The 26,748-nt window shown below is 63.8% G+C and carries 23 protein-coding genes and 1 pseudogene; 7 read left to right on the top strand and 17 right to left on the bottom strand.

Annotation, left to right across the window (positions count from 1 at the left end):
• Positions 1–32: 32 nt before the first annotated feature.
• From ACMGGN_RS20135 to gshB, 14 genes are all read right to left on the bottom strand, one after another.
• Positions 33–647 (bottom strand): TetR/AcrR family transcriptional regulator, encoded by a 615-nt coding sequence (locus tag ACMGGN_RS20135; RefSeq protein WP_115273414.1) that lies wholly within the window; start codon positions 645–647, stop codon positions 33–35.
• Between the two features lie 13 nt (positions 648–660).
• Entirely contained in the window at positions 661–2,343 is a 1,683-nt protein-coding gene (phaC, locus tag ACMGGN_RS20130) for a class II poly(R)-hydroxyalkanoic acid synthase (RefSeq protein ID WP_161871888.1), read from the bottom strand.
• 54 nt (positions 2,344–2,397) lie between these two features.
• Positions 2,398–3,249, bottom strand: a complete 852-nt coding sequence (gene phaZ, locus ACMGGN_RS20125; protein WP_046785019.1) for a poly(3-hydroxyalkanoate) depolymerase — start codon at positions 3,247–3,249, stop codon at positions 2,398–2,400.
• A gap of 63 nt (positions 3,250–3,312) precedes the next feature.
• Positions 3,313–4,992, bottom strand: coding sequence for a class II poly(R)-hydroxyalkanoic acid synthase (gene phaC / locus ACMGGN_RS20120; protein ID WP_414156245.1), 1,680 nt, complete (start codon positions 4,990–4,992; stop codon positions 3,313–3,315).
• Between the two features lie 352 nt (positions 4,993–5,344).
• Positions 5,345–5,722 (bottom strand): gamma-butyrobetaine hydroxylase-like domain-containing protein, encoded by a 378-nt coding sequence (locus ACMGGN_RS20115; RefSeq protein ID WP_046785021.1) that lies wholly within the window; start codon positions 5,720–5,722, stop codon positions 5,345–5,347.
• A gap of 161 nt (positions 5,723–5,883) precedes the next feature.
• Positions 5,884–7,227 (bottom strand): ATP-dependent protease ATPase subunit HslU, encoded by a 1,344-nt coding sequence (gene hslU, locus ACMGGN_RS20110; protein ID WP_046785022.1) that lies wholly within the window; start codon positions 7,225–7,227, stop codon positions 5,884–5,886.
• 76 nt (positions 7,228–7,303) lie between these two features.
• Complete coding sequence (gene hslV, locus ACMGGN_RS20105) at positions 7,304–7,834, bottom strand: ATP-dependent protease subunit HslV (RefSeq protein WP_012312406.1); 531 nt, start codon at positions 7,832–7,834, stop codon at positions 7,304–7,306.
• Between the two features lie 253 nt (positions 7,835–8,087).
• On the bottom strand, positions 8,088–9,359 hold the full coding sequence (locus ACMGGN_RS20100; protein WP_046785023.1) for a dihydroorotase: 1,272 nt from the start codon (positions 9,357–9,359) through the stop codon (positions 8,088–8,090).
• Positions 9,356–10,360 (bottom strand): aspartate carbamoyltransferase catalytic subunit, encoded by a 1,005-nt coding sequence (locus tag ACMGGN_RS20095; RefSeq protein ID WP_012312408.1) that lies wholly within the window; start codon positions 10,358–10,360, stop codon positions 9,356–9,358. The genes ACMGGN_RS20100 and ACMGGN_RS20095 overlap by 4 nt, the downstream gene beginning before the upstream one ends.
• 13 nt (positions 10,361–10,373) lie before the next feature.
• The gene (pyrR, locus tag ACMGGN_RS20090; protein ID WP_046785024.1) at positions 10,374–10,892 is read right to left on the bottom strand and encodes a bifunctional pyr operon transcriptional regulator/uracil phosphoribosyltransferase PyrR; all 519 of its coding nucleotides are present in this window, start codon (positions 10,890–10,892) and stop codon (positions 10,374–10,376) included.
• 49 nt (positions 10,893–10,941) lie between these two features.
• Entirely contained in the window at positions 10,942–11,367 is a 426-nt protein-coding gene (ruvX, locus tag ACMGGN_RS20085; protein ID WP_012312410.1) for a Holliday junction resolvase RuvX, read from the bottom strand.
• Entirely contained in the window at positions 11,367–11,936 is a 570-nt protein-coding gene (locus ACMGGN_RS20080) for a YqgE/AlgH family protein (protein WP_251962069.1), read from the bottom strand. Before ACMGGN_RS20080 ends, ruvX begins: the two co-directional genes overlap by 1 nt.
• 61 nt (positions 11,937–11,997) lie before the next feature.
• Positions 11,998–12,900, bottom strand: coding sequence for a TonB family protein (locus ACMGGN_RS20075; protein WP_414156244.1), 903 nt, complete (start codon positions 12,898–12,900; stop codon positions 11,998–12,000).
• Between the two features lie 145 nt (positions 12,901–13,045).
• Positions 13,046–13,999 carry a glutathione synthase gene (gene gshB, locus ACMGGN_RS20070; RefSeq protein ID WP_039602037.1) on the bottom strand — a complete coding sequence of 318 codons (954 nt, stop codon included), beginning with the start codon at positions 13,997–13,999 and terminating at the stop codon, positions 13,046–13,048.
• A 241-nt stretch (positions 14,000–14,240) separates the two neighbouring features.
• On the opposite strand from gshB, the gene ACMGGN_RS20065 reads away from it, so the two are divergent.
• The 7 genes and pseudogenes from ACMGGN_RS20065 to trhA all read left to right on the top strand — a co-directional run bounded on the left by ACMGGN_RS20065 (position 14,241) and on the right by trhA (position 23,699).
• A complete protein-coding gene (locus tag ACMGGN_RS20065) occupies positions 14,241–14,642 on the top strand; it encodes a response regulator (RefSeq protein ID WP_039602038.1) in 402 nt (133 codons plus the stop codon).
• Positions 14,643–14,689: 47 nt separating this feature from the next.
• Entirely contained in the window at positions 14,690–15,055 is a 366-nt protein-coding gene (gene pilH, locus ACMGGN_RS20060; RefSeq protein WP_012312415.1) for a twitching motility response regulator PilH, read from the top strand.
• The gene (locus ACMGGN_RS20055) at positions 15,052–15,606 is read left to right on the top strand and encodes a chemotaxis protein CheW (protein ID WP_046785027.1); all 555 of its coding nucleotides are present in this window, start codon (positions 15,052–15,054) and stop codon (positions 15,604–15,606) included. The genes pilH and ACMGGN_RS20055 overlap by 4 nt, the downstream gene beginning before the upstream one ends.
• Before the next feature lie 47 nt (positions 15,607–15,653).
• Complete coding sequence (locus tag ACMGGN_RS20050) at positions 15,654–17,678, top strand: methyl-accepting chemotaxis protein (protein ID WP_414156844.1); 2,025 nt, start codon at positions 15,654–15,656, stop codon at positions 17,676–17,678.
• A gap of 9 nt (positions 17,679–17,687) precedes the next feature.
• Positions 17,688–22,570 (top strand): annotated as a pseudogene (locus ACMGGN_RS20045) (Hpt domain-containing protein).
• On the top strand, positions 22,563–23,024 hold the full coding sequence (locus ACMGGN_RS20040; protein ID WP_012312419.1) for a chemotaxis protein CheW: 462 nt from the start codon (positions 22,563–22,565) through the stop codon (positions 23,022–23,024). Before ACMGGN_RS20045 ends, ACMGGN_RS20040 begins: the two are co-directional and overlap by 8 nt.
• Before the next feature lie 57 nt (positions 23,025–23,081).
• Complete coding sequence (trhA, locus tag ACMGGN_RS20035) at positions 23,082–23,699, top strand: PAQR family membrane homeostasis protein TrhA (protein ID WP_115273419.1); 618 nt, start codon at positions 23,082–23,084, stop codon at positions 23,697–23,699.
• Here the strand turns inward: trhA and ACMGGN_RS20030 are convergent.
• The 3 genes from ACMGGN_RS20030 to ACMGGN_RS20020 form a co-directional block, all read right to left on the bottom strand.
• Positions 23,696–24,415, bottom strand: coding sequence for a 16S rRNA (uracil(1498)-N(3))-methyltransferase (locus ACMGGN_RS20030; protein WP_115273420.1), 720 nt, complete (start codon positions 24,413–24,415; stop codon positions 23,696–23,698). The genes trhA and ACMGGN_RS20030 overlap by 4 nt on opposite strands.
• 171 nt (positions 24,416–24,586) lie before the next feature.
• Positions 24,587–25,993 (bottom strand): adenosylmethionine--8-amino-7-oxononanoate transaminase, encoded by a 1,407-nt coding sequence (locus ACMGGN_RS20025; RefSeq protein ID WP_414156243.1) that lies wholly within the window; start codon positions 25,991–25,993, stop codon positions 24,587–24,589.
• A 78-nt stretch (positions 25,994–26,071) separates the two neighbouring features.
• Complete coding sequence (locus ACMGGN_RS20020; RefSeq protein ID WP_115273422.1) at positions 26,072–26,563, bottom strand: hypothetical protein; 492 nt, start codon at positions 26,561–26,563, stop codon at positions 26,072–26,074.
• Positions 26,564–26,748: the final 185 nt, after the last annotated feature.

The following is a 26,748-nucleotide window of genomic DNA, read 5'->3' as shown; positions in this document are numbered from 1 at the left end:
GATGGGGCCAGCTCCAGCACCTTGTAAGCTATCTACCCCTCCAGATACCGCACCGCCAACTGCTCCGCCGCCTCCCGCGCAGGCGCCTGCAGATGCGGCGCCACCAGCATCATCACCTGGTACACCACGATCCCTACATCCCCCTCGCGCCCCAGTACCCGCTGGTAATCCAGCGAAAACATGAGCGTCAGGGTGATCTGCTCCACCAGTTGCCCCAGTGCCTGCGTCTCACTGACCACCTGGCCCTGGCCCTTGAGGCTGGCCAGCAATGCCGCCAGTGTGCGCTTGAGCGCATTGATCAGGCTGCGCATGCCCCGCGCCAGCTTGGGCAGGCGACCGGTCAGGTTCGACAGGTCCTGGAACAGGAAGCGGTACTGGGCCATGCGTTCGACAATCAGGTGCAGAAACAGCCAGTAGTCCTCGGCATCCAGGCGCACTTCCAGCGGCGGGTCCAGCAGCGGCACAAGCGCTTCTTCGAAGCGCTCGAACAGGCCGATTATCAAAGGCTCTTTGCCGTGGAAGTGGTAATACAGGTTGCCAGGGCTGATCCCTAGCTCGTTGGCAATCTCAAGGGTCGAAACGTTGGGCTCGCCCTGCTGGTTGAACAGCTGCAGGGCGCATTCGAGAATACGGTCGCGGGTCTTCATCCAGTCGTTGTGCTCATCGGGTCAGGACATAGGTGCCTGGCGCGGGGCCCAGCGGTGGGTAGGTTGCGTTGCCCAGCTCCACCCGCGGCGCCTTGAGCGGGCCGGAACGTGGGGTTATCCATTCCAGCCACAGGGGCCACCAGCTGCCGTCGTTGCGCTTGGCATCGTGGAACCAGGCCCGCGGGTCGCTCGATAGCCTGGGGTTGTCCAGGTAGTAGGCCTTGGGGTTTCCGGGCGGGTTGATGATGCTCTGGATGTGCCCGCTGTTGGCCAGCACGAACCGTCGCTCGCCGCCCAACAGCAGGGCCGAACGGTACACGGCATCCCATGGGGTGATGTGGTCATTGCTGCCGGCCACGGTAAAGCTGTCGAGGTTGACCTGCTTGAGGTCGATGGGCGTGCCGCAGACTTCCAGCCCGGCGGGGTGGGTGAGCGGGTTGAGCTTGAAGAAGTCCAGCAGTTCGCCATGCAGGGCAGCGGGCAGTCGCGTGCTGTCGGCGTTCCAGTAGAGAATGTCGAAAGCAGGGGGCGTTTTGCCCAGCAGGTAATTGTTGACCCAGTAGTTCCAGATCAGGTCGTTGGGCCGCATCCAGGCGAAGATCCGCGCCACTTCGCTGCCATCCAGTACCCCGCGCTGGTAAGAGCGGCGCTTGGCCGCTTCGATGGTCTGCTCGTCGGCGAACAGGCTGGCGGGGCTGTCAAACTTGCTGTCGAGCAAGCTGACCAGGTAGGTGGCGCTGCGCACCCGGCGCAGTTGGTGCTTGGCTTGCAGGTGGCCCTGCAGCGCGGCCATGGTCAGGCCGCCGGCGCAGGCCCCCATCAGGTTGGGGTCGCGGTTGCCGCTGATGCTGCGGCAGGCGTTGAGCGCCTCTTCAAGTGCCTCAACGTAGCTGGACAGGCCCCATTCGCGGTGGCGCGGGTCGGGGTTGCGCCAGCTGACCATGAACACCTGCAAACCGTTCTTGAGCATGTACTGGACGAAGCTGTTGTTCGCCTGCATGTCGAAGATATAGAACTTGTTGATCTGGGGCGGCACCACCAGCAAGGGCCGAGCGTGCTGTTTTTCACTCATCGGCTTGTACTGGATCAGCTCCAGCATCTCGTTGCGAAACACCACAGCGCCCGGGGTGGCGGCCAGGTTGCCGCCCACCTCGAAGGCGCGCTCGTCCACCTGGCGCGGCAGGCCGTCGTTGTGGCGCAGGTCATCGAGCAGGTGGGCCACGCCGCGCACCAGGCTCTGCCCGCCGGTATTGAGCAGTTCCTTGACCGCCAACGGATTGAGCAACGAGTTGCTCGGTGCCAGGGCGTCGTTGATCTGGTTGAACAGGAAATGCGCGCGGGCCCGGTCATCGTCGTCCAGGTGGCTTTCATCGATCCACAGGCGGGTCTGCTTCTGCCAGGCCAGATAGGCCTGCAGGCCACGGCGGTAAAACGGGTTCTGGCTCCATGTAGGATCGCTGAAGCGCGCGTCCCGCGGGCTTGGCGAATAGGGTGTGTCGCCGAGCATCACGCGCCCCAGCTGGCCGCTCAGGGCGAGCAGGTGGCGTGCGGTATGCAACGGGTTGAGCAAGCCATGGCGGCCAACATTGCGCAGCGTGGAAATCAGGTCGCGGCCGCGCAGGCCGACGATCGCGTTCTGTGCGTTCATGCTCATGGCGGGGAGCGTTGTCGTTCCTTTGGCCGGTTTGTCTTTCATGGCAGCACTCCTTCGTCAGGCCACGGTCGGGACAGAACAACAGCAAACAGCACCCTAGCCGCCGGAGGCCGGGCGGGGGTGCATGACCGCGCGCTGACGTTCTTGCTCGAGGAACTTCATGATGATCGGGGCGACGGCCTCAGCCCGGGTGATCAGGAACAGATGACCGTCGTCGATAATATGTAGCTGGGCATTGGGAATTCGCCAGGCCAGCAAGCGCATGTTGATCAGTGGGATCAGCGGATCGTCGTCGCCGGCCAGCACCAGGGTGGGCTGCTGGATCTTGTGCAGCCAGTGGATGCTGGTCCAGCCCAGCCCGGCGAACAACTGCCAGTAGTAGCCCAGCTTGCCGCCGGAGCGCACCTTGGAGGCATGGTGCATGGCAAGGTCAGGGTTGCGGCGAAAGGCGCCGCCATAGATCAGCGGAGCGATGCGGATCACATGTGAGGGCTGGATGTAACGCCGAGGGCTGGCCATGTTCCACAGTACTTTCGGCTTGCCCGGCACCATCACTGCACCGGCGGCGGTAGCGGCCAGCACCAATTTCTTGCAGCGTTCCGGATAGTCATGGGCGAACTGCTGGGCCAGGGCGCCGCCCCAGGACACCCCGATCACGTTGACCTGGCCGTAGTCCAGGTAGTCGAGCATGCGTGCGGTCAGCTTGGCCAGGCCGGGGAAGCGATAGGGGTGGCGGGGGGTGGAGGAGCCACCCACGCCTGGCACGTCGAAGGCAATGACTTCGAGGTCCGGGTCCAGCGCTTCGATGAACGGGAACACCAGCTCCAGGTTGGCGCCGATGCCATTGAAGATCAGCAGCGGCGTCAGGTGCGGCTTGCCTGGGCGCACGGCAGTGCGGATGGACTGGTCGTCCAGCTCGACGGTCCGGAATATGTAGTGTGACGACATGCGCATGACTCTGTGGTGAATGAAGCGCCGTGGCCTGCCGGTGGGCAGCCACGGCGTTACAACTCAACGTTCGTGAACGTAAGTTCCCGGTGCGGCTTCACCTGCGGCATAGGCACGGTTGCCCAGGCGGGCCGGCGCCTTTTTCAGGTCGCCGGCGCGCTCGCTCAGCCATGCCTGCCAATACAGCCACCAGGAGTCGGCATGCTTGTCTGCGTTCTCTTGCCAGGCCAATGCGTCGCCGGGGCGGTCCGCGCCAGTCAGGAAACGCGCCTTGGGGTTGCCCGGCGGGTTGAGGATGCTCTGGATGTGGCCGCTGTTGGACAGGACAAACTCGATCTTGCCGCCAAACAGGTGCGCCGAGCGGTAGCACGACTGCCACGGGGTAATATGGTCGGCGGTGCCGGCCACACTGAAGATGTCGCACTTGACCTTTTTCAGGTCGATGGCGGTCCCGCACACTTCCAGTGCATCGGCGCGGGTCAACGGGTTGTTCTTGAACATTTCGATCAGGTCGCCGTGGAAGGCCGCCGGCAGGCGCGTGGTGTCGTTGTTCCAGAACAGGATGTCGAATACGGGCGGCTCGTTGCCGAGCAGGTAGTTGTTGACCCAGTAGTTCCAGATCAGGTCGTTGGGGCGCATCCAGGCGAACACTTTGGCCATGTCGCTGCCTTCGAGCACGCCGGCCTGGTAGGAGTGGCGCTTGGCCGACTCCAGAGTCAGCTCGTCGACGAACAATGCCACCTGGGTATCCAGGGTGGTGTCCAGCACGCTGACCAGCAGGGTCAGCGCATTCACCTTCTTCTCGCCCAGCGCGGCGTAGTGGCCAACCAGTGCGGTGCAGGTGATGCCGCCGGAGCAGGCACCGAGCATGTTCAGGTCCTTGCTGCCGGTAATCGCCAGGACCGCGTCGACCGCTTCCTTGAGTGCGTCGATGTAGGTCGACAGGCCCCACTCACGCTGGGCTTTGGTCGGGTTGCGCCAACTGATGATGAAGGTCTGCTGATGCGAGCGCAGGCAGAAGCGCGCCAAGCTTTTCTCAGGGCTCAGGTCGAAGACGTAGAACTTGTTGATCTGTGGCGGCACCACCAGCAAAGGGCGGGCGTGCACCTGCTCGGTGATTGGGCTGTACTGGATCAGCTCCAGCACGTCATTGCGGTACACCACGGCGCCTTCGCTGGTACCGAGGTTCTTGCCCACTTCAAAGGCGTCCATGTTGACCTGGCTGGGCATGCCACCGTTGTTGACCACGTCCTTGGCCAGGTTGGACAGGCCGTCGAGCAGGCTCTTGCCGCCGGTTTCGAAGAAGCGTTTGACCGCCGCCGGGTTGGACAGGGTATTGGTCGGCGCCATGGCTTCGGTCATCAGGTTGATGACGAATTGCCCGCGGCTGATGTCCTGGGGCGACAGGTCGCTGTTGCCGATCCAGTCCTGCAGCTCCTTGCGCCAGGCCAGATAGGTTTGTAGGTAGCGGCGGTACAGCGGGTTCTTGCTCCAGGCCGGGTCCTGGAAGCGACGGTCGTCGCCCTCGGGGGCCAGGCTGGACTTGCCCAGCAGCACGTTTTTCAGCTCCAGGCCGAAATGTGCCACGTGTTTGGCGCTGTGCAGCGGCTGGCGCACGGCCTGGCGCAGCACGGTACGCGCAGAGCTCAGCAGGTCCTTGCGGCGGATGCCGATGACCGGGTTCAGGCCCAGGGTGTTGTCCGAGGCTTGCCGCTGCAACTCATCGTTGTTCTTGTTACTCATCTACGACGCTCCGTTGTCCTGAGACGAGTACCGGTTTGCTGTGGCGCATGCACAGTCGACAGCCCGGTACTGCTACTCGGGTGACCAGTGATAAGGAACAGCGGTGCTGCGGGCCGGATGCAATCGGCGATGAGCTGCGGGGGAATCTGCGTGTGAAGACAGCCTGCTTTCGCTCGCGACCTCTACATACCGGCCATGCCCTGACTGCCTTCAAAGCAATGCAGGGAACTTGCCAGCTCCATTGGTTACCCGACTTTCATGTAATGCGCAAGACAGCCCTTGAATGAGCTGTCTGTAGGGCATTCAAGCAGATGAGATTAGAAAATGCGCTCTAAAGCGTGGAAGGCTTGAGCTAGAGCATCAGTTTGACCACTGTTTCGGCAGGATCGCGGGATTTGCCGGCCTTGTGCAACTCATCGAGGTACTCGGCCCAGAGTTGTTCCTGACGCAGGCACAGTTGCTCCAGGTATTCCCAGGTGAACAGCCCGCTGTCATGGCCGTCGTCGAAGGTCAGTTTCAGTGCATATTGGCCAGCGGGCTCAAGGCCGCTGAGGCCGACATTGATCTTGCCGAATTGCAGGATGGGGTTGCCGTGGCCCTGGACCTCGGCGGAGGGGGAGTGCACGCGCAGGAATTCGGCGGGCAGGTGATAGGCCTCGTCGGGACCGTAGGTGAGGCTGAGTGTCCTGGAGGCTTTGTGCAGGTTGATGGCGGTTGGCATGCGGGCCATGGTCTGAATCTCTTCTGAGCGACAAGCTTCAAGCTTCAAGCTTCAAGCTTCAAGCTTCAAGCTGCAAGAAGTGATATTAGAGCCACCATGGAAAGATCATGTGAGCGCAGTGCTGCAAGCGACGCCAAACAGCTTGTCGCTTGCAGCTTGCAGCTCGCCGCTTAAAGGATGTAGCGCGACAGGTCTTCGTTCTGGGCCAGCTCACCCAGATGGCCGTTCACGTACGCTGCGTCGATCTGGATCGGTGCTTCATCATGTGCACTGGCCAGGTCGCCGGCACTGAACGACACCTCTTCGAGCAGGCGCTCGAGCAGGGTGTGCAGGCGGCGGGCACCGATGTTCTCGGTCTTCTCGTTGACCTGGAAGGCGATCTCGGCCAGGCGCTTGATACCGTCTGCCTTGAACTCGATGTTCAGGCCTTCGGTCTTGAGCAGCTCGCGGTACTGCTCGGTCAGCGAAGCGTGCGGCTCTTGCAGGATGCGCTCGAAGTCTTCCGGGGTCAGCGCCTTGAGCTCCACGCGGATCGGCAGGCGGCCTTGCAGTTCAGGGACCAGGTCGCTCGGCTTGCTCAGGTGGAACGCGCCGGAGGCGATGAACAGGATGTGGTCGGTCTTGACCATGCCCAGCTTGGTGTTGACGGTGCAGCCTTCGATCAGTGGCAGCAGGTCGCGCTGCACGCCTTCACGGGACACATCAGCGCCGCCGACGTTGCCACGCTTGGCCACCTTGTCGATTTCGTCGATGAATACGATGCCGTGCTGTTCGACCGCTTCCAGGGCCTTTGCCTTCAAGTCATCATCGTTGACCAGGCGGCTCGCTTCTTCGTCGCGAACCATCTTCAGCGCTTCTTTGACCTTGAGCTTGCGCGCCTTGCGCTTGCCCTTGCCCATGTTGGCGAACAGGCTCTGCAGCTGGTTGGTCATCTCTTCCATGCCGGGCGGCGCGGCGATTTCGACGCCAACGGCGTCGGCCACCTCGATTTCGATTTCCTTGTCGTCCAGTTGGCCTTCACGCAGGCGCTTGCGGAACAGCTGGCGGGTATTGGAGTCGCTGCTGGTCTGCGCGGCTTCCTCGCTGAAGCTGGTGACCCGGGCCTGCGGCAGCAGGGCGTCGAGAATACGGTCTTCGGCGGCATCTTCGGCGCGGTGGCGCACGCGGATGATCTCTTGCTCGCGCAGCATCTTCATCGCGGCGTCGGCCAGGTCGCGGATGATCGACTCGACATCGCGGCCAACGTAGCCCACCTCGGTGAACTTGGTCGCTTCGACCTTGAGGAATGGTGCGTTGGCCAGCTTGGCCAGGCGGCGGGCAATTTCGGTCTTGCCGACGCCGGTGGGGCCGATCATCAGAATGTTTTTAGGTGTCACCTCGGCGCGCAGCTCGGCTGGCAGCTGCATCCGCCGCCAGCGGTTGCGCAGGGCGATGGCCACGGCGCGCTTGGCGTCGTCCTGGCCGATGATGTGGCGGTTGAGTTCGTGGACGATCTCGCGGGGGGTCATGGACATGATGAAAATGGTCCTCGAGCAGAATGAGTCAGCGTGGAAAAGCCCCGTCACCGGGACGGGGCGCCAGAACAGCTGATCACTCGGCCAGGTCCTGCTCCTCGATGGTCAGGTTGTGGTTGGTGAACACGCAGATGTCACCGGCGATGTTCAGTGCGGTTTCGGCGATTTCGCGGGCCGAGAGGTCAGTCTTGTTCAGCAGGGCGCGGGCCGCGGCCTGGGCGTAGGCGCCGCCGGAGCCCATGGCGATCAGGCCGTCTTCTGGCTCGACCACGTCACCGTTGCCGGTGATGATCAGCGATGCGTCCTTGTTGGCCACGGCCAGCATGGCCTCCAGGCGGCTCAGGGAGCGGTCGGTACGCCATTCTTTGGCCAGCTCGACGGCGGCCCGCACCAAATGGCCGGAGTGTTTCTGCAGTTGGGCTTCGAAGCGCTCGAACAGGGTGAACGCGTCGGCGGTGGCGCCGGCGAAACCGGCGATGACCTCACCGTTGTACAGGCGACGTACCTTTTTGGCGTTGCCTTTCATGACGGTGTTGCCGAGAGATACCTGGCCGTCGCCGCCCATGACGACTTTGCCGTGACGGCGGACAGAAACGATGGTGGTCAAGGGGAGAGTCTCCACGCAGCGGGGCAAAATTGCCTGATGCAGACTCATATGGGGGTGGGGGGAAGGATTTCAACCGAGGGGGATGAATGGTTGCTATCAGCCTGTGCGGGGCGCGGTCGCTGTAGGAGCGGCCTTGTGTCGCGAAAGGGCCGCAAAGCGGCCCCAAGATCCCGGCACTATTCGGAAATTCCCGGGGCTGCTTCGCACCCCTTTCGCGACACAAGGCCGCTCCTACAGCGAGCGGTGTGCTTACTCAGCCCTCGTGGCAGACGTGCCCGTCGACCACGGTGTAACGCACCGCGCCGGGCAGGCAGTGGCCGATGAACGGGCAGTTGTCGCCGCGCGAGTACCACTGCTCGCCGGCAACCGTCGAGGCCTTGGCATCGAACAGCACCAGGTCCGCCGAGCCACCGACCTTCAGTTCACCCGCCGGCAGGCGCATGGCGGCCGCCGGGCCGCTGGTCAGGCGGGCGAGCAGGGTCGGCAGGTCGAGCAGGCCGTCTTCCACCAGCGTCATGGCCAATGGCAGCAGCAGTTCGACGCTGCTGATACCGGGCTCGGTGGCACCGAACGGGGCCAGCTTGGCATCGCGCTCGTGCGGCTGGTGATGGCTGGAGATCGCCTGGATCACGCCCGATCTGACCGCTTCGCGCAGGCCATCGCGGTCGGCGGCGCTACGCAGTGGCGGCTGCACGTGGTAGAGGCTTGAGAACTCCCGCAGCGACTCGTCGGTGAGGATCAGCTGGTACAACGCCACATCGGCGGTCACTGGCAGGCCGAGTTGTTGGGCCTGGGCGATCAGCCGCGCGCCACGGGCGCTGGTGATCTGGGTGAAGTGCGCACGTACGCCGGCCTGCTCGACCAGCAGCAGGTTGCGCGCCAGGGCCACGGTCTCGGCGGTTTCCGGAATGCCGGGCAGGCCGAGGAAACTGGCCATCGCGCCTTCATGGGCCAGGCCGCCCTGGGCCAGGTCGCGGTCCTGGGAGTGGAAGACCACGGTCAGGTCGAAGGTGGCAGCGTATTCCAGGGCACGGGCCAGGGTACGGTTGTTGGGGATTTCTTTCAGGCCGTTGCCGAAGGCTACGCAACCGGTGTCACGCAGGGCGACCAGTTCGGCCAGTTGCTCGCCTTCCAGGCCCTTGGTCAGGGCGCCGATGGGGTAGACCTTGCTGTTGCCGGCTTCGCGGGCGCGGTCGAGGATCAGCTCGGCCACTGCCGAGGTATCGAGCACCGGCTTGGTCTGCGGTGGGCAGCACAGGCTGGTGACGCCTCCGGCCACGGCGGCGCGGGTTTCACTGGCAATGGTGCCCTTGCGGCTGTAACCCGGCTCGCGCAGCGATACACCGAGGTCGACCAGGCCGGGTGCGGCGATCAGGCCATCTGCCTGGATTGTACGGCTGGCGCTGAAGCCAGCCGGGGCCGCGCCGATGGCGGCAATGCGGCCACCGTCCAGGTGCAGGTCGGTGACGTGGTCCAGGCCACTCTTGGGGTCGATGACCCGGGCGCCAAGAATGCTGAGGGTCACTGGGCGTTCTCCTGGTCGAGTTGACGTTGCGTGTTCTGCCCGCTCATGGCCATGGACAGCACCGCCATGCGCACGGCGATGCCGTAGGTGACCTGGTTGAGGATCACCGAATGCTTACCGTCGGCCACCGCCGACTCGATCTCCACGCCGCGGTTGATCGGCCCCGGGTGCATGACGATGGCGTCCGGCTTGGCGCCAGCAAGGCGCGCGGTGGTCAGGCCGAACAGGCGGTAGAACTCACCCTCGCTGGGCAGCAGGCCGCCGGCCATGCGTTCACGCTGCAGGCGCAGCATGATCACCACATCGACGTCCTTCAGCCCTTCTGTGAGGTCGGTGTAGACCTTCACGCCGTACTGCTCGATACCAATCGGGATCAAGGTTTTCGGGCCGATCACGCGGATGTCCGGGCAGCCCAGCGCCTTGAGCGCGAGCATGTCGGAGCGGGCCACACGCGAGTGCAGGATATCGCCGACGATCGCCACGGACAGGTTCTCGAAGCTGCCTTTGTGGCGGCGGATGGTCAGCATGTCGAGCATGCCTTGGGTCGGGTGCGCATGGCGGCCGTCACCGCCGTTGATCACCGCGACATCCGGGCATACATGCTCGGCGATGAAGTGCGCGGCACCCGAGTCGGAGTGGCGCACGACGAACATGTCGGCGGCCATGGCTTCGAGGTTGCGCAGGGTGTCGAACAGGGTTTCGCCCTTGCTGGTCGAGGAGGTCGACACATTCAGGCTGATCACGTCGGCCGACAGGCGCTGGGCGGCCAGTTCGAAGGTGGTGCGGGTGCGGGTCGAGTTCTCGAAGAACACGTTGCACACGGTCTTGCCGCGCAGCAACGGGACTTTCTTGACGGCCCGTGCGCCGACTTCGAGGAACGAGTCGGCGGTGTCGAGGATCTCGGTGAGCAGTTCGCGGGGCAAACCGTCGAGCGAGAGAAAGTGGCGCAGCTGGCCCTGATCATTGAGCTGCAGCGGGCGCTTGGCGTCGATTGGCGTCATCGCGAGTGGACTCTTAAAGGGCGGAAGCGGTGGCGAGGTCCTGGCGCTCGAGTGCGAGCGGTGCGGGGCCGGTCAATTTTACCCGTTCATGGGCCGCCAGCGACAGGGTGGCACCCAGCACGTTGGGGCGGATCGGCAGTTCGCCGGCGTCCAGGTCAAGCAGGCAGACCAGGGTCACGCTGGCCGGGCGGCCGTAATCGAACAGTTCGTTGAGCGCGGCGCGAATGGTGCGGCCGCTCATCAGCACGTCGTCGATCAGGACCAGGTGCTGGCCTTCGACCTCGAACGGCAGCTCTGACGGGCGCACTTGAGGGTGCAGGCCGTTCTGGCTGAAATCGTCGCGGTAGAACGACACGTCCAGCGTGCCCAGCGGGCTGGCATCGGCCAGTTCCTGCTGCAGGGCCTGGGCTACCCAGACGCCGCCGGTGCGGATGCCGATGTAACGCGGCTCGGTGATGCCGCGGCGGGCGAGATGGGCGCGAAGGTCGACAGCCATCTGCCGGATCAGATCGGCGGGATTGGGTAGGCTCATTGCGTGTCTCCTGGAGGGCGCCGGGTTGGCCCGACGGCAAAGCGGAAAATTAGGTATTGGCCTCCAGCCAGCCTTGCAGCAGCAGGGCCGCGGCGATGGCATCGACCGGGTTGTCACGGTAACTGCCGCGCTGGCCGCCGCGGGCCATGCGCTCGCCCTTGGCCTCGAAAGTGGTCAGGCGTTCGTCGTGAGTGTGCACCGGCAGGTTGAAACGGCCGTTGAGGCGGCGGGCGAACTTTTCGGCGCGGGCGCTCATTTCGCTTGGCGTGCCGTCCATGTTCAATGGCAGGCCGACAACGATGGCATCGGGCTTCCACTCATTGATCAGTTTTTCCACCTGGGCCCAGTCCGGCACGCCATTCTGCGCTTTGAGCGTACACAGTTCACGTGCCTGGCCGGTCACTACCTGGCCGACGGCCACACCGATCTGTTTGCTGCCGTAGTCGAAGCCCAGCAGCAGGCGCAGCTCGGCCATCAGGCGTGGCCCGCCTGGCTGGTCAGCAGGCTGAGGTTGATGCCCAGGCTGGCGGCTGCGGCCCCCAGGCGCTGTTCACTGGCCAGGCCAAAAATGATGTCCGCATCGAACGGGCAGTTCAGCCAGGCGTTATCGGCGAGTTCCGCCTCCAGTTGCCCAGCTTCCCAGCCGGCATAGCCCAGGGTGATCAGGCTCTTTTGTGGCCCGACACCTTCGGCGATGGCGTACAGCACATCCTGCGAGGTGGACAGCGACAGGCCTTGCAGCTCGACAGTGGCCTGGTAGCTGCATTCGCTGCTGTGCAGTACGAAGCCGCGGTCGGTCTGCACCGGGCCGCCCTGGTAGATCGGTACCTGCAGGGTGCTGGCCGGCGGTTCCTCGTCCGGGCGCAACTGCTCGAGGATGTCCGCCAGGTTCAGCTCCTGAGGTCGATTGACCACCAGGCCCATGGCGCCATTGGCGTTGTGCTCGACGATGTACGTGAGGGTCTGGGCAAAGTTCGGATCGGCCATGTGCGGCATGGCGATCAGGAACTGATGCTTTAGGTAGCTCGGGGCGAGGTTTTTCATGGGGGATAGTGTGGCGCCAGGTGGCGAGGCTGACAAGGCATTCGAGCTTGCAGCTTGCAGCTCAGTTACTGGAAAGCCGATCCCCACGGGCAAACCGCCAGGTACGGATGATTTCCAGTCGGTCGTATTCCGCCAGGTCGCCGGTAAACGGCGCAAACGGCGCCGCCAGCCGCACGATGCGTTGGGCTGCCTGGTCCAGTACCGGCTGCCCGGACGACTCGAGCACCAGCACCTCATAGAGCGAGCCATCACGGTTGATCGACACCATCATCCGCAGGTTGCCGTAGATCTGCTGGCGGCGTGCTTCGTCGGGGTAATTGAGGTTGCCCACCCGCTCGACCTTCTTGCGCCACTCCTCCTTGTACCAGGCGCCCTTGTCGCGCATGGTCGAGGCAGCGTTCAGACGGTGGATGCGCGGGCGCTTGGCGTACATCTGCTGTTCGTTGGACAGCTCGGCCTCGAGGCTGGCGATCTGGCTCGACAGCTGCGAACTGTCGAAATCTGGCGTTGCTGCCGGTTTGGGCTGCGGCTTGCTTTCCTTCGGCTTGGGCTCGACCTTCTGCGCCTTGGGAGCTTGGGTGGCCACGGCGGATTTTTGCGGCGCAGGCGGCGGTTTCACCTCGGGTTTTGCCGCCGGCGGCGGGGTGACCTTGTTGATCTTGCTGTCCTGGAACGGCGCGATCTCGGTGGTGGTGGGTACCGCCTTCTTCTCCAGGGTGCCGCTGCCTTGCTGGTTGGCCTGGGCCTGGAAATCGGCCTTCTCGGGCAGCTTCTCGCTTTTGAAGGTGGCCAGGGTGATGTCCATGGTCTGGCGGATTTCAGCCGGCTTGACCACGGTAAAGCCCACGCCGAGGATCAGCGCCAGGTGCACCAGGGCAGCCAGGAACAGGGTAAAACCAAGCCGGTCCACCGGGCGAACGCGGGGTGGAAGCAGGTCGGCGGGGATGTCGGCGGGCAGCGTCATCAGGTATCCACAGTCAGCTACAAGCTACAAGCCGCAAGCTGCAAGTAAGGGCAGGTTGGTGCAGGCCGGCTTTTTTGCGGCTTGCAGCTTGCAGCTTGCGGCTGCGCATCATACCCCACTCTGCGCTTTTGCTCCGCGTCGGCGGTCAGCGCGCCTTCAACTGGCGATCAATGGCATCCATCAGCTTGCCACCGATATCGGTGTTGTAGGCCGCGTCGATCTCGCGGATGCAGGTCGGGCTGGTGACGTTGATCTCGGTGAGGTAGTCGCCGATCACGTCAAGGCCGACGAACAGCAGGCCTTTTGCACGCAGGGTCGGGCCGACCTGGGCAGCAATCCAGCGGTCACGCTCGCTCAGCGGGCGTGCTTCGCCACGCCCGCCTGCGGCCAGGTTGCCGCGTGTCTCACCGCTGGCCGGGATGCGCGCCAGGCAGTAGTCGACCGGTTCGCCGTCGATCATCAGGATCCGCTTGTCGCCGTCCTTGATGGCCGGCAGGTAGGCCTGGGCCATGATTTGCTGGGCGCCGAGTGCGGTCAGGGTTTCGAGAATGACCGACAGGTTGGGGTCACCAGCCCGGTGGCGGAAGATCGAGGTGCCGCCCATGCCGTCCAGGGGCTTGAGGATCACGTCGCCATGCTGGGCGGCGAAGGCGCGAATGATGTCCGGGCGGCGGCTGACCAGGGTAGGCGGCGTGCATTGCGGGAACAGGGTGGCGAACAGTTTTTCGTTACAGTCGCGCAGGCTCTGTGGGCGGTTGACCACCAGCACGCCTTCGGCTTCGGCCTGCTCCAGCAGGTAGGTGCTGTAGACGAACTCCATGTCGAACGGCGGGTCCTTGCGCATCAGGATCACGTCCAGTTCGGCCAGCGGGCTGTCCTGCTCTTCGCCCAGCTCGAACCAGCGCGCCGGGTCGGCGAACACGTTGAGTGGGCGCATCCGCGCGCGGGCCTTGCCTTCGGCCTGGTACAGGTCGCGCTGTTCCATGTAGAACAGGCTCCAGCCACGGGCCTGGGCGGCCAGCAGCATGGCCAGCGAGCTGTCCTTCTTGTAGGAGATGGACGCGATGGGGTCCATGACAATGCCGAGGCGAACGCTCATGGGGGTGGTTCCTCTTGGCGGCGGGTAGCCGCGACGAATCGAAAGAAAAGTGGCTCAGGGTGGCGCCGCGAACGCCGCGGGTCAAGGGGCGCGGTAGATGGAATGGCCACCCGGAGTGTGCTAAAAATGAGCTGCAAGCCTTAAGCTACAAGCCTCAAGAAAAGCCAGCCATGTGCCAGTCCGCCTTTTCTTGCAGCTTGACGCTTGCATCTTGCAGCTCAATTTTTTCTGGTAGGCATCTATGGAACAACCCCTGAAGGTGATGGTGATCGACGATTCACGCACGATCCGCCGCACTGCGCAGATGTTGCTCGGTGAAGCAGGCTGCGAGGTGATCACCGCCAGCGACGGTTTCGATGCCCTGGCCAAGATCGTTGACCACCAGCCACAGATCATCTTCGTCGACGTGCTCATGCCGCGCCTGGATGGCTACCAGACCTGCGCCGTGATCAAGCACAACAGCGCCTTCAAGGACATCCCGGTCATCCTGCTGTCGTCGCGCGACGGCCTGTTCGACAAGGCGCGCGGGCGGGTGGTCGGCTCCGATCAGTTCCTGACCAAACCATTCAGCAAGGAAGAACTGCTCGACGCGATCAGGGCCCACGTGCCCGGGTTCGCCGCGCACGAACAACACGCACCCTGACCACGCCCGAGGTGGCGTGGCTTTTATTTTCCTGATGGGGAAACAGCATGGCCCGAGTTCTGATTGTCGACGATTCGCCGACAGAGATGTACAGATTGACCGAGTGGCTCGAAAAGCATGGCCACCAAGTGCTCAAGGCCAACAACGGCGCTGACGCTGTGGCCCTGGCCCGCCAGGAAAAGCCCGACGCGGTGCTGATGGACATCGTCATGCCCGGCATGAACGGCTTCCAGGCCACCCGGCAATTGAGCAAGGACCCGGAAACCAGCGCAATTCCTGTGCTCATCGTTACCACCAAGGACCAGGAAACCGACCGTATCTGGGCGCAGCGCCAGGGTGCGCGCGGCTTCGTCACCAAGCCGGTGGAAGAGCACGCCCTGATCGCAAAGCTCAACGAAGTGCTGGGCGCTTGACCACCCGCCCCCAAGGCGCGTCGCTGACCGCCTTCGAGCTGTTACTGGACATCGACCGGCGATGCCGACTGCTGGTTGCCGACCAGCCGCCGCAGGACACGCGCCTGCAGCAATGGAGCGGTATCGGCTTTCGCGTTGCCGGGCAGTGGTTCGTCGCGCCGATGGGCGAGGTGGCCGAAGTGTCGCGCGAGCCACGCAGCAGTCGGGTGCCGGGCGTACAGCCTTGGGTTTGCGGGGTAGCCAACCTGCGCGGCAGGTTGTTGCCGGTGATGGACCTGAGCAGCTTTTTCGGCCTCGGTCCCGCGGCAACGGGCAAGCAGCGGCGCGTGCTGGTGCTGGACCATGAGGACCTGTTCGTCGGCCTGCTGGTGGACGAAGTGCTCGGCCTGCAGCATTTTGCCCTGGATACCCTGGAACTTGCGCCGCCACAGCCGCTGATTCGCGCCGCTGCACGGTTCGTTCAGGGGCATTTCCCGCGTGAGCGCAACTGGGCCATCTTCAGCCCCTTCGCCCTGGCCCAGGCGCCGGGCTTTCTCGACGTGGCGCTATAGGACATTCGAACGTGAACAAGCCGGCCACCAATGTCGCCCCTACCAGCATGACCCCGCGCACGCGCAGCATCGCTCAGATCACTGTGCTGTTCGTGGTGCTGATCCTTTCGATCATCCTGCTGTTCGCCAATTTTGCGTACCTCAACACCCAGTCCAATCACGACAAACAGTACATCGGCCATGCCGGCGAGCTGCGCGTGCTGTCGCAGCGCATCGCCAAGAATGCTACCGAGGCTGCAACCGGCAAGGCGTTGGCTTTCAAGCTGCTTTCGGATGCGCGCAACGATTTCGAGCAGCGCTGGAGCTACCTGCGCGATGGTGACAAGTCCACTGGCCTGCCAGCGGCGCCCGCCGCCGTGAAGGATGAAATGGAAGCGGTGCGCCAGGACTGGGAAAACCTGCGCAAGGACACCGATATCATCCTGGCCAGCGAGCAGACCGTGCTATCGCTGCATCAGGTGGCGGCGACCTTGGCCGAAACCGTACCGCAGCTACAGGTCGAGTACGAGAAGGTTGTGGAGGTCTTGCTGCAGAGTGGGGCTCCGGCCAGCCAGGTGGTGGTGGCCCAGCGCCAGTTGCTGCTCGCAGAACGCATTCTGGGGTCGGTCAACACGGTGCTGGCTGGCGACGACTCAGCTGCCCAGGCCGCCGATGCCTTCGGCCGCGATGCCAGCCGGTTTGGTCAGGTGCTCGAAGGCATGCTGGCGGGCAACCCGGCGATTCAGGTGACACGCGTCGAGGATGCCGACGCACGTGCGCGCCTGGCCGAAATCGCCGAACTGTTCCAGTTCGTCGCCGGTTCAGTCGATGAAATCCTCGAAACCTCGCCCGAGCTGTTCCGCGTTCGCGAAGCGGCCGGGAACATTTTCAGCCTCTCGCAAACATTGCTCGACGAAGCCTCGCACCTTGCCAACGGCTTCGAGAACCTGGCAGCCGGGCGTACCCTCGATACTGTGGGCGGGTATGTTCTGGGGCTGCTGGCGCTGGCCTCGATCATCCTGATCGGCCTGGTGATGGTGCGGGCAACCCATCGTCAACTGCAGGAAACCGCCGAGAAGAATGAGCGCAATCAGCAGGCGATCATGCGCCTGCTCGATGAGATCGAGGAGCTCGCCGACGGTGACCTGACCGTGACCGTGTCGGTGACCGAGGACTTCACCGGTGCCATCGCCGACTCGATCAACTATTCCGTCGACCAATTGCGCGACCTGGTGGCCACCATCAACCACAGCGCCGAGCAAGTGGCTGCCGCAGTGCAGGACACGCAAAACACTGCCCGCCAGCTGGCCAAAGCTTCAGAGCACCAGGCCGAACAGATCAGCGAGGCTTCCGAGGCGGTGGGTGACATGGTCGAATCGATCGACCGGGTTTCCGCGCATGCCTACGAATCGGCCAAGGTGGCCGAGCGTTCGGTGGCGATCGCCAACAAGGGCAACGAGGTGGTGCATAACACCATCAACGGCATGGACAACATCCGTGAGCAGATTCAGGACACCGCCAAGCGGATCAAGCGTCTGGGTGAATCTTCCCAGGAAATCGGCGACATTGTCAGCCTTATCGACGACATTGCTGATCAGACCAACATTCTCGCATTGAATGCCGCCATCCAGGCCTCGCTGGCGGGAGAGGCCGGCCGAGGGTTTGCCGTGGTGGCCGATGAAGTCCAGCGCCTGGCTGAGCGTTCGTCCTCGGCGACACGGCAGATCGAGGCACTGGTGCGCACCATTCAGGCCGATACCAACGAGGCAGTGATATCCATGGAACAGACCACCGCCGAGGTGGTGCGCGGTGCGCGCCTGGCGCAGGATGCCGGGGTGGCGCTGGCCGAAATCGAAGGGGTGTCGCAGAACCTCGCCGAACTTATCCACAGCATCTCCGACGCCGCCCAGTTGCAGACCTCTTCGGCAGGGCAGATCTCCCACACCATGTCGGTGATCCAGCAGATTACCGCGCAGACCTCCGCTGGCTCCGGCGCAACCGCCGACAGTATCCGCCACCTGGCGCGAATGGCCAGCGAGATGCGCCGCTCCGTGTCCGGTTTCACCCTGCCTGCACCTGCCGAGCGGCGCTGAGGAGTCATGATGGCTGCAGCAGTAAGCCCCGAGCGCCACGATACCGTCGCCCTGGCCTGGACCAAGGCGGCCATCCTCGATTGCCTGGGCCAGGCACGCCAGGCCCTTGAGCGCTTTGCCGGGGAGACGGACGATTTGTCCATGCTGGCGTTCGTGGTGGATAACCTGCACCAGGTTCACGGCTGCCTGCGCATGCTCGAACTGCGCGGTGCCACGCGCTTGGCCGAAGAGCTGGAGTTGCTGGCCAGGGCCTTGGCCGAGGGCCAGGTCAGCCCCCGCGGCGACTGCCTGGGCCCGCTGTTCCGCGGCCTTGAGCAACTGCCCTCGTACCTGGAACGGCTGCGCGGAGCGCGGCATGACTTGCCGTTGGTCATGCTGCCGCTGCTTAACCAGTTGCGGGCTTGCAGGGGGGTAGAGCCCTTGGCTCAAGGCAGCCTGGTCAGTGGTGCGGCGCAGCGCTTTGCAGGCTCGGACGACCTGGCCAATCTAGACCTGTCGCTGGGCAATTGGCGTGAGCAGGTTCAGGCAGGGCCTGGGCGTGACGCCCTGCGTTCGGTGATCAGCGCATTGTGCGACGACCTGATGCGTATCAAGGAGCGTCTGGACCAGTTCGTGCGCGGGGATCGTCAGCACAGCGAACAGCTGGACGCCCTGTTGGCCCCCTTGCGTCATGTAGCCGATACCCTTGCGGTCCTGGGCTTTCAGCAGCCTCGGCGGGTCATCATCGATCAGGTACTGGCCCTGCAGGCGTTGGCCCAGGGTGAACGCGTGGCGGATGACGCCGCACTCATGGATGTGGCGGGCGCCTTGTTGTATGTGGAGGCGAGCCTCAATGGCATGGTCGGCCCGCTGGAGCAGGGCGGGCAGGGCGGCTTGCCCGGCTCGGACCTGGCCGAGATTCGCCAACTGGTGTTGAACGAGTCGATGAACGTGTTGCAGCAGGCCAAAGACCTGATCGGAGATTGCCTGGAGTCCGGTTGGCCGCGTCAGCGCCTGCAACCACTGCCGGGGTTGCTGCAGCAAGTGCGAGGGGCGTTGGCGATGCTGATGCTGCCGGCAGCTGCCGAAGTCTTGGCCGGTTGTGCAGGTTACGTGCACGGCTGGTTGCAGCACCTGGACGTCGAGCCGCCGCCGGAGGAGCTTGACCACCTGGCCGATGCCCTCAGCGCCAGTGAGTGTTACCTGCAATGGCGGGTGGCCGACCCTCTTGCCGATGCCCAACCTTTCCTCGACAGGGCGCGCGCCAGCCTGGCGGCGCTCGGTGTGCGATGCTCGCTTGGCGTCATTGCCCAGGACGGCAGTACCGACGGGGTTGATGACGAGTTGCGCGAGGTTTTCCTTGAAGAGGCCGGCGAGCTGCTGCCACAGATCGAGCGGCACTGGTTGCGCTGGCGCGCTGATAACAGCCTGCGGGATGCCTTGCTGGAGGTGCGCCGGGACTTGCATACGCTCAAAGGCAGTGGCCGGATGGTCCATGCCCAGGCGGTCGCCGAATTGGCCTGGGGCGGTGAGCACCTGCTCAACCGGGTTCTGGAAGGGCGTATGGCGCTGGCCCCGGAGGGTGTGGTGGCCCTGCAGCAGGTCGTGGTTCATTTGCCCGACCTGCTGGCTGACTTTGCCGCCGGCCAGATGCCACAGGTGACCGAGATCGAGCAGCTGGCGAGCCATCTGCATGCGCTGGCGGAAAACGATTCGCCGGCAGGTGCCGAAATCGATGGCCTCGATCCGCTGTTGCTGGACATATTCCGCAATGAAGCGCAGGGCCATCTGGCCAGCCTGGAGGCATTTCTGCAGGGCGCCGGGGGCCATGACACCGATGTCAGCGACACCCTGCAACGCGCCTTGCATACCCTCAAGGGTAGCGCTGCGATGGCCGGCGTTTTGCCGATCGCCGAGCTGGCCACCGCGTTCGACCGGCTGGTACGCGAATACCGGGGCCACCACTTGCCTTTGCAAATGGCCGAGCTGGAATGGCTGGAAGCGGCGCGCGCACTGTTGCACCTGGGCCTCGCGCAATTGGGCAGCAGCCCGCTGGCTCCCATTCCGGGCGCGGCGCAGTTGATCGAGCAGGTCGGTGAGGCCGTGGACATGCGCTTGGCCAGCTTGCATGAGGAGCCGCAGCATGGGCGCCGGGGCAAGCGTGATCCACAGGTGATCGCCAGCTTCCTCGCCCAGTCGATGGACATTCTGCTGGATGCCGAGGCCCTGTTGTCGCGCTGGCAGGAGCAGCCTGGGCAACGCCAGTCGCTGGACAGCTTGCTCGATGAGCTGACCACCCTCTGTCACGGTGCGCACCTGGCCGACCTGAGGCAGATGGACGATGTCTGCGAAGCGTTGCTGGACCTGTATGGCGCGGTGGAAGAGGGCAGCCTTGCTGCTGATGAACGCTTCTTCGCCCAGGCACGGCAAGCCCATGGGGTACTCCTCGACATGCTCGACGAGATCGCAGCCGGCCAGGAACCGTCCGCCCGCCCAGCCTGCATCGACGGCTTGCGTGGCTTGCTGGACGACGCACTGGCACCCGATGCTACCGGCCTGGTGGCACCCGGGTCGGTCACGCGCCTTGATGGTCCCCCGGCGTTGGCCGAAGAGGCCGAAAACCCGGGCGACAAGGAGCTGCTTGAAGTCTTCCTCGAAGAAAGCTCTGACATTGTTGAAAGTGCCGCCGCCGCGCTTGCGCGTTGGCAGGCCGACCCGCGCAACAGCGCCGAGGTGGACAACCTGCTGCGTGATTTGCACACGCTCAAGGGCGGGGCGCGCATGGTGGAAATCGCCGCCATCGGCGACCTGGCCCACGAACTGGAGTTCTTGTACGAACTGCTGGCTGCCGGGCGCTTGCCGCCTGGTGCCCCGTTGTTCGCTCTGTTGCAGAACTGCCATGACCGCCTGGCGCACATGCTTGACGCTGTGCGCCTGGGGCAGCCGCTGCATGCGGCTACCGCGTTGATCGACTACATCCGCAACTTCAGCAGCGCCGCCCTGACCGACAGCGCTGCCGGGCAGGCCCCGGCCGGGGCTGCACCTGCCGACGCACCTGCCGCTACGCCGGAGCGGGCCCCCGGTGACCTGGTCAAGGTGGATGCCGAACTGCTCGATGACCTGGGCAACCTGGCGGGTGAGCACTCGGTCATCCGTGGGCGTATCGAGCAACAGGTCAATGACGCCCAGTTCGCCTTGAGCGAGATGGAAACCACCCTGGAGCGCATGCGCGACCAGTTGCTGCGCCTGGATATGGAAACCCAAGGGCGAATCAGCAGCCGTCAGCCGTTCGAAGGGGACGCCTACGAGGATTTCGACCCGCTGGAAATGGACCGCCATTCCCAGCTGCAGCAATTGTCACGGGCGTTGTTCGAATCGGCCTCTGACCTGCTTGACCTGAAAGAGACGTTGGCCCAGCGCGCGCAGGAGGCGCAGGCCCTGTTGCAGCAGCAGGCGAGGGTGAACAGCCAGTTGCAGGAAGGCCTCACCGCTACGTTGATGGTGCCGTTCGAGCGCCTGGTGCCGCGCCTGCAGAGGGTGGTGCGCCAAGTGGCCAGCGAGTTGGGCAAGCAGGTCGAACTGGTGGTCGGCAATGCCGAAGGTGAGCTTGATCGCAGTGTGCTCGAACGTATGGTTGCACCTTTGGAGCACATGCTGCGCAATGCTGTCGATCATGGCCTTGAAACCCGTGAAGCGCGCTTGGCTGCCGGCAAGCCTGAGCTGGGCACCATCCAGCTGAATTTGCTCCATGAGGGGGCCGATATCGTCATCGAGATGACCGACGACGGTGCCGGCGTGCCGCTGGAGGCTGTGCGGCGCAAGGCGATCAAGCGTGGCCTGCTGGACCCCCAGGCACACCTGAGCGACCACGAGATACTGCAGTTCATCTTGCGCCCGGGGTTTTCCACCGCAGAGAAGATCACCCAGATTTCCGGGCGTGGGCTGGGCATGGACGTGGTGCACGAAGAGGTCAAGCAACTGGGCGGCTCGATGAGTATCGAGTCGGCGCAGGGCAAAGGTGCGCGCTTTCTGATTCGCCTGCCGTTCACCGTGTCGATCAACCGTGCGGTGATGGTCCACCTGGGTGAGGAGCAATATGCCATCCCGCTCAACACCATCGAAGGTATCGTGCGCGTGCCGCCGGCCGAGCTGGCTCTCTGTTACCAGCGGGATGTGCCGCGCTATGGCTATGCTGGCCATGAATACGATTTGCGCTACCTGGGCGAGCTGCTGCAAGGCCTGCCACGGCCAAGCCTTCTGGGCCAGAGCGTGCCATTGCCGGTGTTGCTGGTGCATTCGCAGGAACAGTCGTTCGCCATTCAGGTCGATAGCCTGTCGCCGAGCCGCGAGATTGTGGTGAAGAGCCTGGGCCCGCAGTTCGCCGCCGTGCCTGGGTTGTCTGGCGCGACCCTGCTCGGTGATGGTCGGGTGGTACTGATTCTTGATCTGCTTGGCCAGTTGCGCGGCCAACAGCGTCGCCTGGCGCGGCTGCCGGGGGGAGCGGGGTGCAGCGTACGCTGTTCGGCCCGGCGCCGCGCCGGGCGTCGCTGGTGATGGTGGTGGACGATTCGGTGACCGTGCGCAAGGTCACCAGCCGCCTGCTGGAGCGCCATGGCATGAGTGTGCTGACGGCCAAGGACGGTGTCGATGCCATGGCGTTGCTGGAGGAGCACCGCCCGGATGTGTTGCTGCTGGACATCGAAATGCCGCGCATGGATGGCTTTGAAGTGGCTACCCGCATTCGTCGCGACGAGCGCCTCAAAGACCTGCCGATCATCATGATCACCTCGCGCACCGGGCAGAAACACCGCGACCGGGCCATGGCCATCGGCGTCAACGACTACCTGGGCAAGCCTTATCAGGAGTCGGTGCTGCTGCAGAGTATCGCCCATTGGAGCCAAACCCATGCTTGAGTTGATCGCAGGCCAGCGCAGCAGCCTGACCGGCCTGCTGTTGCCCTTGGGCGACCGAACCCTGGTGTTGCCCAATGTGGCGGTGGCCGAGCTGATCGGCCAGCGCAACCTGGTGTGCCAGCGTGCCGAGCCGGCCTGGCACCTGGGGTGGATCGATTGGCGCCAGCAGCACCTGCCGCTGATCGGCTTCGAGGCAGCGTGCGGTGGTGAAACACCGTGCGGCGAGCGGGCACGTATCGTGGTGCTGAACGCTTTGGGCGATACCGGGCTGCGATATCTGGCGGTGTTGCTGCAGGACATTCCACGCTCGTGCAAGCTCGACAGCCAGCTCAATTATGTGGATGTGGCGCTGGGTAGCCTGGAATTGGCGGCTGTGCAGGTGGGCGAGCAGGTGGCACGGGTGCCAGACTTGGTTGGGCTGGAAAGGCTGGTGCGTGACGCGCAGCTGCAATGACTGAAGCTGTAAGCTTGCAGCTTGAACCTTGCAGGTGCTTGGGAGGTCTGTGTTTGCATGTATCACGGTGAACGCTTCAACGCTTGGACCCATCTGGTCGGTGCCGTTCTGGCCTGCATCGGCGCCATCTGGCTGATCGTCGCTGCAGGCCTGCAGGGCGACCCCTGGAAGATCGTCAGCTTCTCCATCTACGGCGGCACGCTGTTGCTGCTCTACAGCATCTCGACCCTCTACCACAGCACCCGCGGCCGGGCGAAGGTGATCATGCGCAAGCTCGATCACCTGTCCATCTACCTGCTGATCGCCGGCAGCTACACACCCTTCTGCCTGGTGAGCCTGCGCGGGCCTTGGGGCTGGAGCCTGTTCGGGGTGGTCTGGGGGCTTGCGGTGATCGGCATGCTGCAGGAAATCAAGCCACGCTCGGAGGCGCGGGTCCTATCGATCATCATCTATGCGGTGATGGGGTGGATCGTGCTGGTGGCGGTCAAGCCGCTGCTGCAAAGCCTGGGCGCCGCCGGCTTTGCCTGGCTGGCGGCGGGCGGTGTGTTTTACACCGTGGGCATCATTTTCTTCGCATTTGACAGCCGATTCCGCCACTGGCACGGCATCTGGCACCTGTTCGTCATCGCTGGCAGCCTGATGCACTTCGTGGCGGTATCGCTCTACGTGCGTTAAAAATCGCCCCACAGCTGTTGCGCCACCGAAAGGGCCACCACCGGCGCTGTTTCAGTGCGCAACACGCGTGGGCCAAGACGGGCAGCTTGGAAGCCTGCCCCCTTGGCCTGTTCGACTTCGGCATCGCTCAAACCACCCTCGGGGCCAATCAGGAACGCCAGGCGTGCCGGTTTTTCATGACTGGTCAGCGGCTCTGCGACAGGGTGCAAGACCAGTTTCAGGTCAGCATCGCTGCCCTTGATCCAGTCGGCCAAGGTCACCGGTGGGTGGATGATCGGCAGCGTCGAGCGGCCGCATTGCTCGCAGGCGCTGATCGCGACCTGGCGCCAGTGGGCGAGGCGCTTGTCGGCGCGCTCGTCTTTGAGGCGCACTTCGCAGCGTTCGCTGACGATCGGGGTGATTTCATTGGCGCCCAGTTCGGTGGCCTTCTGGATGGCCCAGTCCATGCGCTCGCCGCGGGAAAGGCCTTGGCCTAGATGAATGTGCAATGGCGACTCGGCCTGGCCGGCAACGGCCTGGTCGAGGCTGACGCGCACGGTCTTCTTGCCCACTTCGAGCAATTGGCCCAGGTATTCCTGGCCGCTGCCGTCGAACAGTTGCACGGCAGCGCCGGGGGCCATGCGCAGTACGCGGCCGATATAGTGGGCCTGGGCTTCGGGCAGGTCGTGCTCGCCGAGGCTCAGGGGGGCGTCGATGAAGAAGCGGGACAGTCTCATGGTTCTGCTCAGGAAGAAGGTTGGACATCGTCCTTGTAGGCGCGGCCTTGTGTCACCAAAGGGCCGCACAGTAGCACCGGTCATTTGGCGGCGCTGCTGATCCTTGGGGCTGCTGTGCAGCCCGTTCGCGACACGAGGCCGCCCTTACAAGGCGTTGCGATTGCTGGTCGGTTAGCCCGGATCGCGGAAGTCGGGGTGGAAGTTTGCCGGTACCGCCACGCTGACGCTGTCTCGCGTGGCAATATCGATGCCTTCACTGGCCACCTCGGCAAGGAAGTCGATCTGCTCGGGCGTGATCACGTACGGCGGCAGGAAGTACACCACGCTGCCCAGCGGGCGCAGCAGGGCGCCGCGGGTCAGGGCATGCTCGAACACTTTCAGGCCGCGGCGCTCCTGCCACGGGTAGGCGACCTTGCCCGCCTTGTCCTGGACCATTTCGATCGCCAGGGCCATGCCGGTCTGGCGGATTTCGGCAACATGGGCATGATCGGCCAGGTGCGCAGTGGCGCTGGCCATGCGTGCGGACAACGCCTTGTTGGCCTCGATGACGTTGTCCTGTTCGAAGATGTCCAGGGTCGCCAGGGCCGCCGCGCAGGCCAGCGGGTTGCCGGTGTAGCTGTGCGAATGCAGGAACGCGCGCAGCGTCGGGTAGTCGTCGTAGAACGCCTGGTACACGGTATAGGTGGTCAGGCACGCGGCCAGCGGCAGGTAGCCGCCGGTCAGCGCCTTGGACAGGCACAGGAAATCGGGGCGGATGCCAGCCTGCTCACAAGCGAACATCGTGCCGGTGCGCCCAAAGCCCACGGCAATCTCGTCGTGGATCAGGTGCACGCCATAGCGGTCGCAAGCCTCGCGCAGCAGCTTGAGGTAGACCGGGTGGTACATGCGCATGCCGCCTGCACCCTGGATCAACGGCTCGATTATTACCGCCGAGAGGGTCTCGTGGTGTTCGGCCAGGGTCTGTTCCATGGCTGCGAACATGTTGCGCGAATGTTCTTCCCAGCCCATGCCCTCGGGGCGCAGGTAGCAATCCGGGCTGGGGACTTTGATGGTATCGAGCAGCAGCGCCTTGTAGGTCTCGGTGAACAGCGGCACATCGCCCACCGACATGGCGGCGATGGTCTCGCCGTGGTAGCTGTTGGTCAGGGTGACGAAGCGCTTTTTTGCCGGCTTGCCGATGTTCTGCCAGTAATGGAAGCTCATTTTCAGCGCCACTTCGATGCACGATGAGCCATTGTCCGCATAGAACACTCGGTCCAGACCGGCAGGCGTCATCGCGACCAGGCGCTCGGACAGCTCGATCACCGGCTGGTGGCTGAAGCCCGCGAGGATCACATGCTCCAGCTGGTCGACCTGGTCCTTGATGCGCTGGTTGATGCGCGGGTTGGCGTGGCCAAACACATTGACCCACCAGCTACTGACCGCATCCAGGTAGCGCTTGCCTTCGAAGTCCTCGAGCCACACGCCTTCCCCGCGCTTGATCGGGATCAGCGCAAGCTGCTCGTGGTCTTTCATCTGGGTGCAGGGGTGCCACAAGACCTTCAGGTCACGCTGCATCCACTGATCATTGAGGCCCATTGGCACTTCTCCTGGCGTTACGGCATGTTTGACCGCGTAAGCCTAAGCAATGCCGGGAGGCAGGACAACCGCTGCGGGTCAATGACGACAGGTGCGGGTCCACTCGAGCTTGCGGATATGCACGGTGCCGGCTCTGGAGGTGGAGATGGTCAGGCGTCGAAACGGCCCGGGGAGGTGCTGGTAGCAGGGTTGAGTGCAGAAATGGCCAGGCATGAACTCGGTGTATCCGCTGCCCGAAAGCGTCAGCCAGTAAAAATTGTGCGGGGTCGGGGCAATCCCGTCCCAATCGAAGCCCTCGGTATCCATGAGCATTGTCACATCTTCGAAATGCTGGTCGCTGACGACGTAGCATTCCAGGCGTAGGCTTTCGACTTCCTGGCTGAAGCTGATTTCCACTTCACTCTGCTCGCCAATCACCAGCTCGGTGCCATCTTCACCTTTGAAGGCTTCATGAACACCGGCCCATGAAGTGCCATTGCTGCGGATACGCAAGCCTGAGGGCGTCAGTAACGTTTGTTTGTGCCACAGGAGCTGCCTTTTGATGTGGGCAAAATGCTCCTCATAGGTCATGCGCAGTTCCTTTTGTCGGTTTTTCCAGTCACCCGGACCAGCGTTGCGCAAGGGCAGCAGGCTCGTCTACTGACAAAAATGCCAGTTGCCAAAAGGACTTGATGGCGCTGTGGTGGCAGGGTCGGCATACCTGACGTATTCTTAACGCATCATCTCGGGGCGTCTTTGCCTCTTCCCATTTCTGT

Source organism: Pseudomonas sp. BNK-30 (assembly GCF_047456185.1).
GTDB lineage: Bacteria > Pseudomonadota > Gammaproteobacteria > Pseudomonadales > Pseudomonadaceae > Aquipseudomonas > Aquipseudomonas putida_E.
This window is presented reverse-complemented; position numbering and strand designations above follow the sequence as displayed.